15 protein-coding genes are annotated in these 17,022 nt (G+C 51.6%); 12 read left to right on the top strand and 3 right to left on the bottom strand.

Features of this window, described 5'->3' with window-relative positions:
- Window positions 1-15 precede the first annotated feature (15 nt).
- Together NFR57_RS03695 and nagA are read left to right on the top strand one after the other, a co-directional pair.
- On the top strand, window positions 16-1,413 hold the full coding sequence (locus NFR57_RS03695; protein ID WP_251182486.1) for a hypothetical protein: 1,398 nt from the start codon (window positions 16-18) through the stop codon (window positions 1,411-1,413).
- On the top strand, window positions 1,400-2,539 hold the full coding sequence (nagA, locus tag NFR57_RS03690; protein ID WP_251182485.1) for an N-acetylglucosamine-6-phosphate deacetylase: 1,140 nt from the start codon (window positions 1,400-1,402) through the stop codon (window positions 2,537-2,539). The genes NFR57_RS03695 and nagA overlap by 14 nt, the downstream gene beginning before the upstream one ends.
- 12 nt (window positions 2,540-2,551) lie before the next feature.
- On the opposite strand, the gene NFR57_RS03685 is transcribed toward nagA, so the two are convergent.
- Complete coding sequence (locus NFR57_RS03685) at window positions 2,552-3,436, bottom strand: tyrosine-type recombinase/integrase (RefSeq protein WP_251182484.1); 885 nt, start codon at window positions 3,434-3,436, stop codon at window positions 2,552-2,554.
- Between the two features lie 200 nt (window positions 3,437-3,636).
- On the opposite strand from NFR57_RS03685, the gene malQ reads away from it, so the two are divergent.
- A complete protein-coding gene (gene malQ, locus NFR57_RS03680; RefSeq protein ID WP_251182483.1) occupies window positions 3,637-5,079 on the top strand; it encodes a 4-alpha-glucanotransferase in 1,443 nt (480 codons plus the stop codon).
- 233 nt (window positions 5,080-5,312) lie between these two features.
- Here the strand turns inward: malQ and NFR57_RS03675 are convergent, their stop codons facing one another.
- Window positions 5,313-5,819 (bottom strand): hypothetical protein, encoded by a 507-nt coding sequence (locus NFR57_RS03675; protein ID WP_251182482.1) that lies wholly within the window; start codon window positions 5,817-5,819, stop codon window positions 5,313-5,315.
- Window positions 5,820-5,993: 174 nt separating this feature from the next.
- On the opposite strand from NFR57_RS03675, the gene NFR57_RS03670 reads away from it, so the two are divergent.
- A complete protein-coding gene (locus NFR57_RS03670) occupies window positions 5,994-6,230 on the top strand; it encodes a Veg family protein (protein WP_251182481.1) in 237 nt (78 codons plus the stop codon).
- Between the two features lie 240 nt (window positions 6,231-6,470).
- The gene (locus NFR57_RS03665) at window positions 6,471-7,949 is read left to right on the top strand and encodes an SPOCS domain-containing protein (RefSeq protein ID WP_251182480.1); all 1,479 of its coding nucleotides are present in this window, start codon (window positions 6,471-6,473) and stop codon (window positions 7,947-7,949) included.
- Between the two features lie 155 nt (window positions 7,950-8,104).
- Here the strand turns inward: NFR57_RS03665 and NFR57_RS03660 are convergent, their stop codons facing one another.
- On the bottom strand, window positions 8,105-8,353 hold the full coding sequence (locus NFR57_RS03660; protein ID WP_251182479.1) for a helix-turn-helix domain-containing protein: 249 nt from the start codon (window positions 8,351-8,353) through the stop codon (window positions 8,105-8,107).
- Between the two features lie 172 nt (window positions 8,354-8,525).
- Here NFR57_RS03660 and NFR57_RS03655 point away from each other — a divergent pair, with 172 nt between their 5' ends.
- The 7 genes from NFR57_RS03655 (at window position 8,526) to NFR57_RS03630 (ending at window position 17,010) form a co-directional block, all read left to right on the top strand.
- Window positions 8,526-8,909 carry a hypothetical protein gene (locus NFR57_RS03655; RefSeq protein WP_251182478.1) on the top strand — a complete coding sequence of 128 codons (384 nt, stop codon included), beginning with the start codon at window positions 8,526-8,528 and terminating at the stop codon, window positions 8,907-8,909.
- Window positions 8,910-8,995: 86 nt separating this feature from the next.
- Complete coding sequence (gene mnmG, locus NFR57_RS03650; protein ID WP_251182477.1) at window positions 8,996-10,864, top strand: tRNA uridine-5-carboxymethylaminomethyl(34) synthesis enzyme MnmG; 1,869 nt, start codon at window positions 8,996-8,998, stop codon at window positions 10,862-10,864.
- A gap of 186 nt (window positions 10,865-11,050) precedes the next feature.
- Complete coding sequence (locus NFR57_RS03645; RefSeq protein WP_251182476.1) at window positions 11,051-15,256, top strand: hypothetical protein; 4,206 nt, start codon at window positions 11,051-11,053, stop codon at window positions 15,254-15,256.
- Window positions 15,257-15,310: 54 nt separating this feature from the next.
- On the top strand, window positions 15,311-15,475 hold the full coding sequence (locus tag NFR57_RS03640; protein WP_251182475.1) for a hypothetical protein: 165 nt from the start codon (window positions 15,311-15,313) through the stop codon (window positions 15,473-15,475).
- 93 nt (window positions 15,476-15,568) lie between these two features.
- Window positions 15,569-15,700 carry a hypothetical protein gene (locus NFR57_RS08710; protein ID WP_275557172.1) on the top strand — a complete coding sequence of 44 codons (132 nt, stop codon included), beginning with the start codon at window positions 15,569-15,571 and terminating at the stop codon, window positions 15,698-15,700.
- A 27-nt stretch (window positions 15,701-15,727) separates the two neighbouring features.
- Window positions 15,728-16,594: a hypothetical protein gene (locus tag NFR57_RS03635; RefSeq protein WP_251182474.1), complete on the top strand. Its 867-nt coding sequence runs from the start codon at window positions 15,728-15,730 to the stop codon at window positions 16,592-16,594.
- Between the two features lie 14 nt (window positions 16,595-16,608).
- The gene (locus NFR57_RS03630; RefSeq protein ID WP_251182473.1) at window positions 16,609-17,010 is read left to right on the top strand and encodes a hypothetical protein; all 402 of its coding nucleotides are present in this window, start codon (window positions 16,609-16,611) and stop codon (window positions 17,008-17,010) included.
- Window positions 17,011-17,022 lie beyond the last annotated feature (12 nt).

Here is a 17,022-nt window from a genome sequence, read left to right as displayed (position 1 = left end):
GGTTCGGGCGGATATATGAATCGGTTTAAATTATTTTTCGGCAGTTTTTTCTCTAACGGTTGCGCGAGAGCGAACGCGCCGCGCGGCATGGGCGGCGTGTTCTTGGGGTTCCTTTTGGCGTTGGTCGTTATTGTGCTGTCGCTGTTCGGCGGTTATTCCGCGGCGTTCGGCAGTATGTACGAAAAGTCCGAGGGATTTAAGCAAACCGTGCGCGAGGTGTTTGCGGGCATCGGCGGCGTTTCCGTCGCGTCAAACCGCGCGCGCACCGATAAAATAATCAACACGTTCGACATAGAGGACGACGAAATTTATATGCGGCACGGTATTCGCGTCATTGTGGACACGCGCCCGTTCCAAACGACTTACGGCAAGTTTACGCCCTACTATTCGGACAAATCCGACGTGAACAACAAGGACAAGCGCATTACCGCCGAGCAATACGCCGCGCTCGACGACGATTTGAAAAGCAATTACGTATTCGGCATAGAAAGATTGCACGAGGCGGTCGATCCCGAATACCATATCGACGAATACGAAGCGTATTTCGACGGCTTGGATGACAAGGGCAAGGATTACGCCGCGCTTCAAGAAAAGCGCAAGGACATGTCCGACCGCGCGTATGCCGAGGAACTTTACGTGCTTTACGTAAAATCTTTATATCCCGAAATAGGCAAGTTCGACGAATACGGCAAAGCGCCCACGCTTCGGTCGTACTATTTAACGCGCATGCAGGAAGTGGAAAACGATAAGTTCTTTATCATTTTCGACAGCGGCGTTTTCGGCAACTTTGTGACCGACGGAGGCGTGCCCGTCGGGTTTTCGGGCGTGTTCTCCTCGCTGAACGGCAAAATTTACGACGGGAGCGCGGCGCATGCGGATATGTTTATAGCCGACGCGTTTTCGGCGGCGTGGTCGTACACGCTTAACGCGTACATCATGAACGGGCTGTCGCTCGTGCTGTTCCTCGTCGTCACGCTGTTGGCGATTAGCCTTATTTATTTTGTAATAAGCAGTCTGCTTCGGTTCGGTTGCGGACAGAAGTTCGGCGAGTGCATTACCGTTGTCGGCTCGTTCTTCTTTATTTCGAGCGTGATTGCGGGCGCGACGATTATAGGATTGAGCTTTGCGCTGTCGCGCGAGGTCATGTTTAATATAGCCGTGCCGCTGTTTGCCGCGGTTGTGATTGTGCGGACGGCGGTGTTCGCGATTTGCGAATTTGTCGATCATAAAAGGACGAGTAAGGCGAACGCCGCGGCGCAAAACGGCAATGGCAATAGCGGCGACGGTTGCGACAATAGCGAAAACAGCGCAAGCGACGATATATTCGACGGTGCGTGCGCGCCCGTTAAACAGGTTGACGGCGGCGGGGCGCAACAGGACGGCGGAACGGAGGCGAATAGTGAAAGCGTTTAAAAACGTTCGCGCGTATATAGACGGAAAAGTGCGGACGGCGGACATTGCGTTCGACGGGAAAATTGCGGGCATAGACGGCGGCACGGACGGCGCGGAAGCAGAGCGACTGCCCGACGGCGCGATCGTCACGGCGGGGTTTATCGATACGCACGTGCACGGCGCGGGCGGCGCGGACGCAATGGACGGCACGACAGACGCGCTCGACGTTATTTCTAAAACGCTCGCGCGCGAGGGCACTACGGCGTTTTTGGCTACTACAATGACTGCGCCGCGCGAGCAAATTTTGTCGGCGTTGCGCGCGGTCGCGGAGTATGGCGACGAGGGTAACGGCGCGCAGGTTTTGGGCGTTCATCTCGAAGGTCCGTTTATTTCGGAAAAATACAAGGGCGCGCAACGCGCCGATTGCATACGCAAGCCGAGCGCGGAACTTTTGGCAGAGTTTAACCGTGCGGCGGGCGGCAGGATAAAAACAGTTACGTTCGCGCCCGAACAGGACGGCGCGGACGGGCTTATTAAGTATTGCGTCGATAACGGCATTGTCGCGTCCATAGGACACACCGCGGCGACGGGCGATCAAGCGCGGCGCGCGGCGGATGCGGGCGCGCGCGGCGTGACGCACACGTTTAACGCGCAGTCGCCTTTTTCGCACCGCGACGTCGGCGCGGCGGGGGTCGCGCTCGGCGACGACAGGCTTGTGTGCGAATTGATTGCCGATTGTATTCACGTTTCGGCGGAAGCCATGCGCGTGCTTGCGCGGTGCAAGCCGACGGGCAAAATCGTGCTTATTACGGACGCGATACGCGCCAAGGGTTTGGCGGACGGCGAGAGCGAGTTGGGCGGGCAGGCGGTGTTCGTAAAGGACGGACAGGCGCGGTTGAAGGACGGCACGCTCGCGGGGAGCGTGCTTAAAATGAACGTAGCCGTTCGCAACATGGCGGAAGAAGTCGGCATGACTTTCGAGCAAGCCGTCGATTGCGCGACGATAAATCCCGCGCGCAAGCTGGGCTTGCAAGACGAGCGGGGAAGTATCGCCGTCGGCAAGCGCGCGGACTTTGCCGTGCTCGACAAAGATTATAACGTGCTCGCGACGTTCGTAAACGGCAAGCAGGTTTACCGCAATTATTGAATTGCGGTTTTTTTATAGTTTGTTTCGGTAATTGAATTTGTTTAGCACTTGCTTTTTGCGCAACGTCGTGACCTCTGTGTATATCTGCGTCGTGGCGACGCTCGCGTGCCCTAATATTTCCTGTACCGATCGCAAGTCCGCGCCGTTTGCGAGCAGGTTGGTGGCGAACGTGTGGCGCAGATAGTGCGGCGTGGAGTGCGTCGCGAGGCGCGCTTTTTTTGCGTACTTTTTGTAAATGTGTTCTATGCCGTGCACGCTTATAGGCGCGCCGTAACGGTTGACGAACAGGTGCACGCCGCCGTCGCGCCTGCGTTCTTTGGCGAGCGTCGTGAGCCTGTTCCACGTGACCGCGGAGGAAATGTATATCAACCGTTGCTTTCTGCCCTTGCCGTGTATCAGCACGGTGCGGTCGGACGCTACGATGTCGTTAAGAGTTATCGCCGCCGCTTCGCCTATGCGGATGCCCGTGCTTATCAACAGGTCGATTAGCGCCGCGTCGCGCACAGCCGTTGCGCGCGCGAACGGGGTGGGCGCGGCAACGGGGTCGTCGAAACAGCCGAGCAGTTTGGACACGTCCGAAACGGCGAGCGTTTTGGGCAGGCGGCGTTCTTGGCGAAACCTGAATTTGAGTTTTGCAAACGGCGAACTCGCAATGCGGTCGCGCTCGCACATGTACGAATAGAACAGTTTAAGCGTTATTATTTTGCGCCGTACCGACGTGTCTTTAAGCCCGAGCGCGCCGTGCAGGTGCGCTATAAACGCGCAAATATCGGGCGAGAGCGGGCTTTTTTCAAAAGCGAAAAACTGGTTGAGATCGCTTGCGTATGCGGCGAGCGTTTTGTCTGTAAGGTTCTTGGTCGCGCGCAAAAAGTTGACGAAGTCCGTTATGTAGTTCATTGGTTTTCCTCCGTGAAAAGTTGTCTTGCAAAGTATATCAAAAATATATCGGAAATTATCGAAAAATCGGCGAAATCGAACGAAATTGCCGCGGCGATTTTTGCGATATAATTTCCGACGAATTTCGGAATTTTTATTGTTTTTCACGATTATATATGTTATAATTATTCTATACACTATCTATGCTTGGAGGAAAAATCTTGGAACGTAAAGCCGGAGTGCTTATGCACATTTCGTCGCTACACGGGAACCGCGGTATCGGGTCGATGGGTAAGGCGGCGTATGAGTTTGTCGATTTTATGGCGGAAGCGGGTTTGTCGCTGTGGCAGGTTCTTCCGCTCTGTCCCACGTCTTACGGCGATTCGCCCTATCAGTCGCCCAGCGCGATTGCGGGCAATCCCTATTTTATCGATTTGGACGAGCTTATCGAGCGCAAGCTGTTAAAGCCCGAGGAAGCCAAAGTATACAAGATGAAACCCGTGGACTATGCCGAAGTGTATTACGAACGGTTTGACACATTGCGCAAGGCGTATAAGCGGTTTATCAAAAAGCCGCCCGCGGATTATCAGACGTTTAAAGACGAAAACGCGTTTTGGTTGGACGACTACGCTTTGTTTATGGCGCTCAAAGAAGCGCACGACATGCAGGCTTGGTACACTTGGGAGGACGAGTTTAAACACCGCACCGCCGACTTGACGCAATACGAAAAGGCGGGCGAGTTCCACAAGTTTTTGCAGTACGAGTTCTTCCGTCAATGGCTCGCGCTTAAAAATTACGCCAACTCCAAAGGCATTAAAATCGTGGGCGATATGCCTATTTACGTCGCGCACGATTCGGTCGAGGTGTGGAGCAATCCCAAACAGTTCTTACTCAACGACGATTTGTCCAAAAAGGTGGTTGCGGGCGTGCCGCCCGATTACTTCTCCGCCGACGGGCAGTTGTGGGGCAATCCCATTTACGATTGGGATTACATGCGCGAAACAAACTACGATTGGTGGGTCATGCGCATGAGCATGGCGCTCAAACTGTACGACATTGTGCGCATTGACCACTTCCGCGCGTTTGCCGACTATTACGTAATTCCCGCCGACCGCACCGACGCGCGCGTGGGCGAGTGGAAAACGGGTCCCGGCATGGCGTTGTTCAACGTCATCAACGAAAAGCTGAATAACCCCGCGATCATCGCCGAGGACTTGGGCGAGCTTCACGATTGCGTGCGCGAACTGGTGCGCGAAACGGGCTATCCCGGCATGAAAATTATGCAGTTTGCGTTCGACGGCAATCCGTACAACGATTTCTATTACACCAACTACAAGCCCAACTGCGTGGCGTACACCGGTACGCACGACAACGACACGACGCGCGGGTGGTTCGAGTCGCTGGACGACCGAAACAAAGAACTCGTGCGCAATACGCTCGGTTATGAGGGCGACAACGTTACGGCGGAAATTATTGACAGGCTGTTCTCCTCCGCCGCAAACACCGTCATTATCCCCATGCAGGACTTTTTGAATCTGCCCGCGACCGCGCGCATGAACATTCCGTCCACGCTCGGCGGCAACTGGGCATGGCGGTCGGACGGCAAGTGGGCTAAAAAAGCAAAGACAATTCGCAAACAGATAGAAAAGTACGACAGACTGTAATATCTTATATATTATAGTTGCGCGCCTTGCACGTTTTCGGCGGCGCGGTGCGCGCCTGACCGGGCAACGTGGCGAGCGAAAAACAAAAACAATATCGCGCCTAACGGGGCGGGCGAACACGCCGCGCGGCGCGTGCGTATAATAAAAGCGAATAAAAACAAAGCAATAAAAAAGCAGTCGGCGCCGGTGTCGACTGCTTTTTGCATAGCGCGATATTGCGCAAAGTCGCTTTATTATAAATCTTCGTCCTCGTCTTCTTCGTCTTGCTCGAAGTCGCTGGGATCGACGTTATAATCGAAGTCGTCGGGTTCGTCGGACACCGTTTCGATGTCGTCGAAGTCGTCCTCTTCCTCCTCTTCTTCCTCGTCGATAAGAATTTCCTGCATGCCGTCGGGGATTTCCTCCTCCTCGTCGTCGGCAAACGGTTCCCAGCTGTTGTTATCGTCGTCGGGACTGTCGGACAGTTCCTGCGATTCCTTTTCTTTTTCCTCGCGCTCCTTTTTGCACTCGAAGCAGATTTCCTCATCCTCGCCCAACAGATTGACGTGGCAGACGGGACAGAGGCGATCGCCCTGTTCTTCTTCCTCGTCGGGCAGGAGGATAGACGGGTCGCCGATACCCATTTCGGCTTTGCAAACGGCGCAGTATTTGTCGCGCTTGTCTATATAGTTAATTTCGCAACGGGGGCAAAGGATATAGACGGGGCGTTCGTCTTTTACTGTTTTTTCGGACTTTTTCATGAATGTATCTCCGTTTGAATATTGCCTGTAAATCGCACATATTATATGCGTTTTGGCGCGTTTTGTAAACTGTTTGAGCATGGTTTTTGAAAAATTTATCGCAGATTTTGCGAAATTTTTTTTAGGCGTTATATTTGCGCCGATTTTGGGCGATAATTACGCGCGGAGGAACTTATGCGACAACGTGCGACAAGTGTGGAAGAAGTAAAGCGCAAAATAGCCGAACTCAAAGGCAAAGACCTTTCCGTGGCGGTCAACCGAGGGCGAAAAAAGGTAACGCGCATGAGCGGGGTGATTGTGGATTTGTTCCCGTCGGTATTCACGTTCCGTGCGGCGGCGGGCGATCTTGTGTCGTTTTCGTACTCGGACGTTATCTGCGGCGATATAGTTTTCCGCGAAACGGCAAGGTAGACTGTTGCGGTAACGGCGCGCGATATTTCGCGCGTTTTCTATATATTATATGTGGATTGCCGCGCGGCGCGATTGCTACGCGGCGGTTTTGCTTGTCGGGATTTTTTGCGTTCTGCCCGCCGAACGGCGTATTCGACAATGTTCGCGGCGCGCGCTATTCGGGCGCGCGTAAATTTGGAATATTGCGGCGTTCTCCCGAATACCATATAACGATAATATTTATATTCAAGGAGAACAGTTATGTCCGAAAACATCAAAATCAAAAGCGACGAATTATCGTTCGCCGCGCGCGGTCAAGCCGTGGTCGAGGCGCGGCAACCGCTGGAAACGGAGTGCCGCGTACTTTCGGTTTCGGCTGCGGCGGCGACAACGCCGAGCGAAGTTTTTGCGGGCGAAGCGCGGTACATAGGCAAAGTTAAGTTCGACTGCCTCGTGCTTACGGGCGGGAGAGTGGAGTGCATGTCCGCGGTCGCGGAGTTCTCGGACAAAATAACTTCGCCCGCCATCGTCGCGGGCGCGGCGGTAAATATCGTGCCCGAGGTAATCAACGTCGAGGCGAGCGCGGAGGGAGGCACGCTTAAAGCGGTTGCCGTTGTGGACACGACAGCGGTCACGGCGACGTCCGAGGAGTATTCCTGTCTTGCCGAACCCGACGACGGCGTGTATGCCGAAAAGCGCGCCGTCGAATATTGCACGGTGTGCGCGGAACAGACCGAAACGGCTTACGTAACCGACAGCGTGGGCGGCGCGAAGTGCGCGGAAATACTGTGCGCGTCCAGCCGCGCGGTAGTTACGGGCGTGGAGGCTGCGGACGGCGAAATTAAGGCGAGCGGCTCGGTGTACACCGACGTCATTATCCGCACCGACGACGATATGACGGCCTCGACAAAAATCGTTACGCCGTTTGTAAAGAACATAGCGGCGCTCGGCGCGAACGAAGGCAATGTCGCGTATGCCGAAGTAGCGGTGACTGACAGCACGGCGACGCTCGTAGCCGACGAAAACAGGATAGAGCTTGCCGTAACGCTCGCCGTCAGCGCGACTGCGTTTGCGTGCCGCACCGCCGAGGTCGTTACCGACGTGTTTTGCGCCGATTACCAAATAGAGCCGAAAACGGCGGAAGCAAAATATTGCATTGTAGAACCGCTTGCGACCGTGACCGACACGGTAGACGGGCAAATCCCGCTCGCCGACGACAGGCTTGCCGCAGATAACGTGCTGTGCGTTTCGGGCTCGTTCGTCACTCTCACTTCCGCGACTGTCGAGGATAAGCGCGTGAACGTCGAGGGGCTTGTGGGCGGCGATATTGTTTATTACAACGCCGAAAAGAACGCAGTGGACAGTCTGTCTTTCCGCCTGCCGTTCAGCATGCCGCTGTCCGTGCATACCGACGCGAAAAACGCGCACGTGACCGCGTGCGTTACGGACGTTGCGGTGCGCGTGCGCCGCGAGTCGGTGTTCGACATTAAGGCGGAAATAGCGTTTACCGTCATGTCGTCCACGCCGCAGTCCTGCCGTATTATAGAGAGCGTGGGCATGGGCGAGGCTATACCCCGACCGGACGCGTCGGTCATTATCCACATAGCCAAAGCGGGCGAAACGCTGTGGCAGGCGGCAAAAGCGCTTTGCTGTTCGCCCGAACGCGTGGAACAGCAAAACGACGCGACCGCGCCGTATGCGGGCGGTGAGCGGCTCGTAAACTTTTGCAGTAAACAGTAACGCACAAAAATAATCCTAAAAAAGACTCGCAAAGTTTGCGGGTCTTTTTTGCGTGCGGGCGCATGACGGCGCGCGTATTGTTCGCGTCGCGTTATTTAATTTCGATAAGGCGTCGCGTTATGTTTACACTTGTTATTTAATTGCGGCAATTAACGTTATTTAAAATCGACGTCCAGTTCGTCGCTGTCGAACATAGGATCGGAAAAGAAGTCGGACGGCGCGACGTCGAGCGCGTGCAAAATTATCAACAGCGTTCTGATGTAAATATCTTTGTTGCTGTTCTTCCGTATGCTTCGGTAGGTTTCGTAAGAAATCGCCGCTTTATTGCAAAGAGTGTACACGCCCATGTTCTTCGATTTGCGTATACTTTCCAGCTTTTCCGAAATAAGTTGATTTAATTTCATGTCGTCAGTTTAACAATAATCACTACTGTCGTATCTGTGCTATAATGGTGATTTGATTGACTTGCGTTAAATAATGATGTATACTTATTATATGACGAAAACGGTGCGCTCAATCGCTATTGCGCGGGCTTGACCGTATAATACTACAACACACGGGATAAGGGTAGTTTTTATGAACGACACGATTAAAAACGGAACAACCGACAAGCCGCCGGTAAGCGCGATAATCGAGGCGTGCAGATTGCATTACGGCGACAGGCACAAGCGTGTGTTTGATGTTGTCGAGCAATTTTTAGTCGATTATTTGCGCGACGACAGGAGCGAGGCGGTTTTTCTCGAAATATGCGTGCGCGCCGAACCCAAAGCGGTTAAAGCCTTAAACAATCGTAAGGATGCGGAAAAAATTTACGATTGGATTTATTCTGCTTACGAAAAGATTACCATCGGGGTCATGGACGTCGATGTTGACGCTTTGGCGATATGGTACATAAGTTTTGTTTTGGATTTGGTGCGACTGCTCAAAATAAGAGTGCGCGAGCTGGACTGTTTTGAATAATTTGATTGAATAGCTTTTGCCCGACGGGTTTAACGGCGGCGTAACGCTTGCCATTGCGCGCCGTATTGTGATACAATATTCGGGCAATGACGAACAAACTTTATTACGACGCAATAGTTATCGGCGCGGGGCATGCGGGCATAGAAGCCGCGCTCGCGCTCGCCAACACGGGCGCAAAGACGCTTGTCGTGTCGATAACCGTCGATAACGTCGGATATATGGCGTGCAATCCGTCCATAGGCGGAACGGGCAAGGGGCATCTTGTCCGCGAACTGGACGCGCTCGGCGGATTTATGGGCGTTGCCGCCGACGCGTGCGCGACGCAAATCCGCATGCTCAATTCGTCCAAGGGACTTGCCGTTAGGTCGCTTCGCGCGCAAGAGGACAAGTACAAATATCACGCGTTTACAAAGCGCGCGTTGGAGAGCGCCGACAATCTTACAATGCGTCAGGACGAAATTAAAAGCGTCGAACGCGACGGCGCGGATTTTATCGTCGAGTGCGTTACGGGCAACGTTTACTGCGCGCGCGCGGTGGTTGTTGCGACGGGCGTGTACATGGACAGCACAATAATTTGCGGCGCGTCCGTGCAAAAGCGCGGACCCGTCTGTTTTTCGCGCAGCGATTATCTTGCGCAGTCGCTCGCGGCGTTGGGCTTTAAGCTGCGTCGGTTTAAGACGGGCACGCCCGCGCGTTTACTGGGCAAGACGATTGATTTTAACAAGTTGGAAGTGCAAAGGGGCGACGCCGTTCCGTACACGTTTTCGGCGATGACGGGCAAGCAACCCAAAAATACGGCGGTGTGCTATCTCGGCTACACCAACGAGAACACGCACCGAATAATACGCGACGCGCTGTCGCTTTCGCCGCGCAAGCTGGGGCTTATTACGGGCACCGGCGCGCGCTACTGCCCGTCCATAGAGGATAAAATCGTTCGGTTTGCCGACAAGCCGCGGCACACGTTCTTTTTGGAACCGGAGGGCGACGGCACGGACGAGTGGTATATTCAGGGCATATCCACGTCGCTCCCGCCGAGCGTTCAGCGCGATATGTATCGGTCTATCGTCGGACTGGAAAACGTCGAAATCGTGCGCGACGCATACGCGATAGAATACGAGTGTATAGACGCGCGCGAGCTGTTTCCGTCGCTCATGTCCAAGCGCATTGCGGGACTGTTTTTTGCGGGACAGGTCAACGGCACGAGCGGATACGAGGAGGCGGCGGCGCAAGGCGTGCTTGCGGGCATTAACGCGTCGGCGTATCTTCGCGGCATGCCGCCGCTTGTGCTCGACCGCACCAACAGTTACATAGGCGTTATGGCGGACGATCTTGTTACGGTGGGGAGCGACGAACCGTATCGCATGTTGACGGGCAGGGCGGAGTGTCGGTTGAGCCTGCGACAGGATAACGCAGACTTGCGGTTGACGGAGCTTGCCGTGCCTTACGGCACTGTTTCCGAGGCGCGCCGCAAACTTCTCCATAAAAAGCGCGCGCAGATTAAAAAGTGCGAAAAACTGCTCGAAACTCCGCTCGCGCTCGAAGCCGTGCAACGAATATTCGCGGCGGCGGGCGAGGACAGCCCCAAACCCATGACCGCGGCGGAGGCGTTAAAGCGACCCAACGTAACGCTCGAAATTTTCGACGGGCAAACGGATTTGTTAAAAGGCGTACTGCCGGCGGCGCGGCTGGAAGCGTATGCCGCAATACGTTACGACAGTTATCTTAAACGGCAGAGCGCGGAACTCAAAGAAAAATCTCGGCTGGAAAACATGCGCCTGTCGCCCGATCTCGATTACATGACGGTCGAGGGCTTGCGACTGGAAGCGCGCGAAAAACTAAACGCCGCCAAACCGCTGTCCATAGGACAGGCTTCGCGCGTGGCGGGCGTTACTCCCGCCGACGTGTGGGTGCTTATAAGCCGCTTTCGCGAAGCGCGTAGCGGCGACGGGCGATAACGCCGCGGCTGTTATTTAGGCTTGCGGGCGTTTGTCGGCTTTTGTTCGCATTTGTTTTATTTATGTACAACTGCGAAAAGCCTTGCGAAAATTGTATGTAAATATAGAAAAACATATAAAATCTTTCAAAAATGTTGCTCTACAATGGACTTGTCAGATTAAGACAAGCCCATTTTTTTATCGCTTGTGATAGGTTCGTCTTATTTCACGACAAATAAAAGCGAGGCAGATTATTACGCCAACGGTAAGCACAGCGGCGGCGTTGTTCTTGAATTGCATATCGACGCTCGGAATTTGGAATTTGCCGCCGCAGGCGCGGAAATATACGCTCCCGCACGCCTTGAACGGGTTGACGGGGTGTTTGTGAATAAAGACGGACGCCGCTATGCGCTGAAAGGCGATAGAACGCCCGTAGACGGTATGAGCCGCGGGCAGAGGGCTAAATTTGCGGCAAACAACACGCGCCCGAAAGTGTACTCTAAAATCGACGCTACGGAGATTATCAACTCGATTATTGACGAGCGGCTTGTGTTCGATGATAAGTACGGTAGCCTAAGCGGAAAAAGCAGGGCGCAGGTTATTGATACTCTGTTTACAAAATTGAATAATACCTCTGAGGGTTACAGAATCGGCGTTGCGCTTGATATTGCCGATTATATTATCAATAATGCCGTTTTGACCGATATGTATGATTCGTATGACGACGTATCGTATGCTATGGAAACTTTATCTGTCATACGTCGATATATGCACAAGGTTGATTTGAGAGGTATTAAGGGCGAAATACAGCATAAGTTCGATAAAAAGAATGCCGTCAGTCTTGTGTGGGGCGCAAAACAGGGCGGTATGGCTCCCGACGTCATTGCGCAGGAACTTCAGTCTTATGGTATAAATATCGAGGCAATAAACGAGGCAGACCAATTTTTTGAAATGCTCGAAATTTACGAAAAGGCTAAAAGCGACGTAAGCAAAAAGGCGGAAAAGGTAAGCCTCACGGCATACGGTAGTAAAACGCAAATCGAAAAACTCCGTCAACAGATAGCCCGCGATATTTTGACCGCATACGACGAAAAAGGTACGCAGTCTAAATATGGCAAGTTGGTGGAGAAATACACGAATCAGATTGAAAGCCTTACGAAACAGGTGCGGCAGGCGCGAAAAATCAACAGCGTTGTAAATAGTTTGGTTGACAGCGCACAGTATCTGCGCGATATAGCGGCAAAACGAAACTATGTAGGCGCAGAGGTCTTTTCGGCTCCCGAACTTACGTCGTGGCTGAAAAATCTCGGCAAACTGAAATACCGCTCTGATTTGAGAAAATCGGGCGCACGAAAAATACTTTTGGACTATGGGAAATTCTATAATACGAATAACCCGCTACTGTATGACGCAGACCCGAATTTAACGTACATTGATAACAATGTACTTGACGCGCTCAACTTTTTACAACAGAACGCCGACAGCACAAAACCGCTCTCTCTTGAGGAGTTGCAGGCGGCGCAGGTCATAATGGCGTCGGCAAAACACCTTTTTCAAAACTACGACCAAATGACAATGGAGGGCAAAAAGGTTCGCATAAGTGAGGCGGCGACTGCAGGTAACGCTATAATTCAAAGAACGAAAAGCAGGGTCGGGAGAGGCTTTTTCAACAGCATATACGGCGTGTTCAACAAAATAGTCGAACCGCGTGTCGTGATAAAATCGTTTGAAAATTACGACCCGAACGGCATACTCACGCGGGCATACAACGAAATTACAAGGGGAGAAACTGCGGCAAGCCTGCAGTATATCCAACTCGTAGAAAAATTCGATGATTATTTCAAAACGAACAAAAAATACCGTAAGCGTTTGACGTCGGAATATATAACGGTTGCGGGTGCGGAACTGAATGTCGGTCAAGCATTGTCGCTGTACGAGTTGTCTAAGCGCGAACAGGCAAAAGCGGGCTTGTATGAGGCAGGGTTTAGTTACATTGATAAAAAGGGCAAAAAACAGACCGTAAGCATAACCGAAAGCGATATTGACGCGTTGCAAAGTGCTTTTACCGAAAGCGATAAACAATTTATATCCATTGTCGAGGAATTTTTCAATGTTCAGAGCAAAAAGGTAAAAACGGACGCTGACCTGCAGATTCTCGGTTACACAAACGCCTCGGACGATTTCTATTTCCCGATACAGCGCGACAAAGGAACAATAGCGAAAAATATCACGGACGCCCGCGACCTTATGGCTGATTGGGCAAACGTATATAATTTCTCGTTCAATAAAGACGTGAAAACGGGCGCGAAAAACAAGATATTTGTTCCCGAAATTTGGAGCGTCATCACACGGCACGCGAAACAACTCTCGACCTATGCTCATTTGACCGTTCCGCTCAAAAATTTCAGTCAAATTTACGCAAAGAACATAGGCGACAAGACGCACGTTCAGAGTATCAGAAACACGCTCAATGAGCAGGTATGGGGCGGTGCGGACGCTTATTTAAGCAAGTTATTTGCCGATATTCAAGGCAAGGCGACGAGTAGTTCCGTGATTGAGAAACTGCGCGGCGCATACGCGAAATATCAACTCGGCGCAAATTTGAAAGTCATAGTATCGCAGTTGACGTCATATCCGACAGCGGGAATCGAACTTGATTTTCGCTCTATGGTAAAGGGCGCGGTTATGAAAACCGATTATGCCGCAATGGATAAATACTGTGATTATGCCCGCGTCCGTAACTACGAAAAAGGCGTCGTAAGAGCGGAGGGTGTGATTGATAAGGTCGGTAAGGTAGGCGATATTTTCACTAAGCCTATACAATGGACGGACAGAGCCGCAATCGGTAAGATTTGGAACGCGTGTCAGGTGCAGATTGAACGCAACGACGGGCATAAGATAGGAACCGTGGAGAATATGCAAGCCGCAGGCGTGCTGTTAGAGGAGGTTATCAGACTTACGCAGCCGAACTACACAAACACGGAGCGTTCCGCGCTTATGCGTTCCGATAGCGATATTGTACGCAGTTTTACAATGTTTACGTCGGTGCCGCTCAAACAACTCTCGCGCCTCGTCGAATCAGTCGGGGAATACAAAACTCTGCGGCAAATGATAAAATCGGGCGATACAAATGCCGATATTCAGAGCAGATATAAAAAGGCGAAAAAACGCCTCGGTAAAACGCTTGCCTCGATAACAGTTGCAAACCTTATGTACACAATGGTTGCGCAGTTCTTTAAGTGGCTATATGCCAAAGACCGCAAGGATAAGGACGGCAACGAGATAAGTTTTGTACAAGATTTCTTTACTGATTTTGCAAGCACGACAATAGGAATGTTCCCCGTCGTAAAAGATATATACAACTATTTCGCAAACGATTACGAGTTTAGCAATTTTGCGTATGACAGCATAAACAGCATTTTGTCTACGACGAAAGATTTGTTTGAGGTTGCGACAAAGGCGGCGGGCGGCGAATCGTTGGAAACGTCCGATTATATGAAACCGCTCAGAAACTCGCTTTATGCAATCGGACAGATTACGGGCTTGCCGATAAGGAATATCAATAACACGATTAGCGGCGTTATCAAGCGTTTTAGCCCTGCGACGGCGTACAAGTACAATTCTATGTTTTATAATGCGCAGTACAGCAAGGATATAAAAGCGGCGTTAGCGAACGGCGATACGGAACTTGCCGATACGATTATGAGCCTTATGCTTGATGAGGATAAGGCGGGGAACCTTAGTGCGGGCGCGAGAAAAAAACTCATCGAATTGTACGAGCAGGAGTATGAGGTGTTACCGCGCAGCATAGGCGATTCCGTAACGTATAACGGCGAGAAAATCGAACTTACAGCGAAACAGCGTGAGAAATTCAAGAGAGTTTACGGAAAGGCGAACGGCTATATTGAACGTATGGTGCAAAACAAGTCATTTGCAAAACTGTCTGCCAATAAACAAGCAAAAGCGATAAAACAGGTGTACGACGCGTATTACGATAAGGCTTTAGCGGAAACACTCGGCGTATCATCGAACAATAAACTTTTGCTCTTGTCAAAGTTTATGGGTATCGAATCGCTCTCAATCGCGCTTGCGGGAATATCCGATATAACGTCCGATAAAGATAAAAACGGCGCGACCGTTCAGGGTTCCAAAAAGAAAAAGGTAATACAGTATCTTTTGGGGCTGAATTTTACTGACGCTCAACGATTATTGATTCTCTTTATGCAGGGATATAAAATAGGCGACGGCGAGTATAAACGGCTTACGGCAGACAGGGCAAAGCGTATGGTAATATCGTATATTCTGAGCCTAAATAAGGCTACACAGGCGGAAAAAGCGCAACTCGCGCAAATGTGCGGGGTTGAGGTTAAAAACGGCAGAATCGTTACTAAATCGCTCTACGCGGCTAAATAAATTGCGACTAAACGCGGTAAAATGTATGCTATTATATTATGCAGGAGGTAGAGTATGCTTAATATTACTCCGACTGTGCAATCTGAAATTACCAAAATCGTTTGTCCGAACTGCAATGAAAAAGTACCGCGTGTAGGCTTACAAAAGGACAGTAAAGTTCAAGGTCTGACGTTTAGGTGTAAAAAGTGCGGCAGACTATGGACGGTAAAAACTGAATAATATTTGTGCCATATTCCGAGAGATAGAGCCATTGACCGTAAGATACGGTTAGTGGCTATTTTTATTAAAAATCTAAAAAGGAGGACTGCGACTATGAAACAGGGTTCGGGTAACAGATATGCGACCAATAAAGGCGGCATTATCAAGGCTCCCAAGAGCGTGCAGGAACAGCCTAAGGCGACCGTAGTCAAGGGCAACGACCTGAGAAACGGCAAAAAGAAATAATCGAATTTTATAGGAGGACAAACGATTATGCAGGACGAAATCAAGAAACCCGACGAGGAAATTGAGGAAACCGTTGTCGATGACGAGAACGAAACGGTTGACGATTCCGATGACGAGTTCGAGTATGACGACGAGGGTAACATTATCATTCCCGACGTAACGGACGACGAGGACGTTGAGAGCGACGAGGACGCCGCGGACGATAACGACGAAAACCCCGACGACGAGCAGGGCGACGGTTCCGATGACGCCGATAAAGGCGACGGAGAATCGGACGCAGAGCCTGAGGAGTCTACGGACGATACAAAAGATAAGCGTATCGCAGAACTCGAAAACGAGTTAAAAGCCTTAAAAGCGCAGGGCAGAGATACGTTGAAAAAGTTGGGCGCGAAAGAAACGAGCGACGTGCAAAAAGGGCTTGAGGAGTTGGCGGCAGAGGCTGACGATATTCCGTTAGAGGAATACCGCAAAAAGAAAGCCGAAAGCGCGGAAAGCGAGGAGGCGTTGCGCCTCTTGCGCGAAACCGAATTTAAGAAAAAAATGGCTGCCGACCTCGCAGAGGTGCAGGGGTTCTATCCCGAAACAAAAGGGCTGAAAGCGATTACCGAAATAAGCAATTTCGGCGTATTTGCGGAACTCCGCGATAAAGGCTTGACGCCTAAACAGGCATACGCCGCGGCAAACCCTGACGGCGTTCGGGCAAGCGTGGCTAAGTCCGTAAAACAGCAGTTGCTCAACGAAACAAAGGGGCATTTACGCTCGGCGGTGCCGAAAGGCTCCAAAGACAACTCGATTACGATGAGTAATAAGCAGTTGAGCGAATGGCGCGATTTGTTCCCGAATCTGAGCGATAAGGAAATTGTCGCTCTGTACAGACAATCATATCAAAAATAAAAAGGAGAATTTCTATGTTCAAACTCATTAAAATTGAGAATGGCAGAATGAACGTACCCGAACCCGTTTACCACGACGTAACGGACGACGAGGCGGTCGAATACGGCGAGGCTCTCGTTTTGGCGTCGGGTAAGTTCACGAAATGCGGTGCAACGGTAAAACCTACGCATATCGCTATGGGCAGCGTTGCGGCAGACGCAACGAAACGCACTCTTGCGGCGGCAAGGGTCGAGGACAATCAACTTTACGAGGTGCCTGTTACGGCGGCTCCTACGGGGCTTACGGCGGGCAGTAAAGTAACTCTGCATACGGACGGCTTGCAGGTAACGGCGACCACCACGAGCGGCGTCGTAACCGTAGAAAGTCTGAACGGTGCGTCGGCGGCGGGAGATATTATCGTCGTCAGAATTATTTAACAGGGAGGACAG

The organism is Anaerocaecibacter muris (assembly GCF_943192945.1).
GTDB classification, from domain to species: Bacteria; Bacillota; Clostridia; order Christensenellales; family Pumilibacteraceae; genus Anaerocaecibacter; species Anaerocaecibacter muris.
The sequence above is the reverse complement of the archived record's forward strand: the minus strand, read 5'-3'. Positions and strand labels throughout refer to the sequence as shown.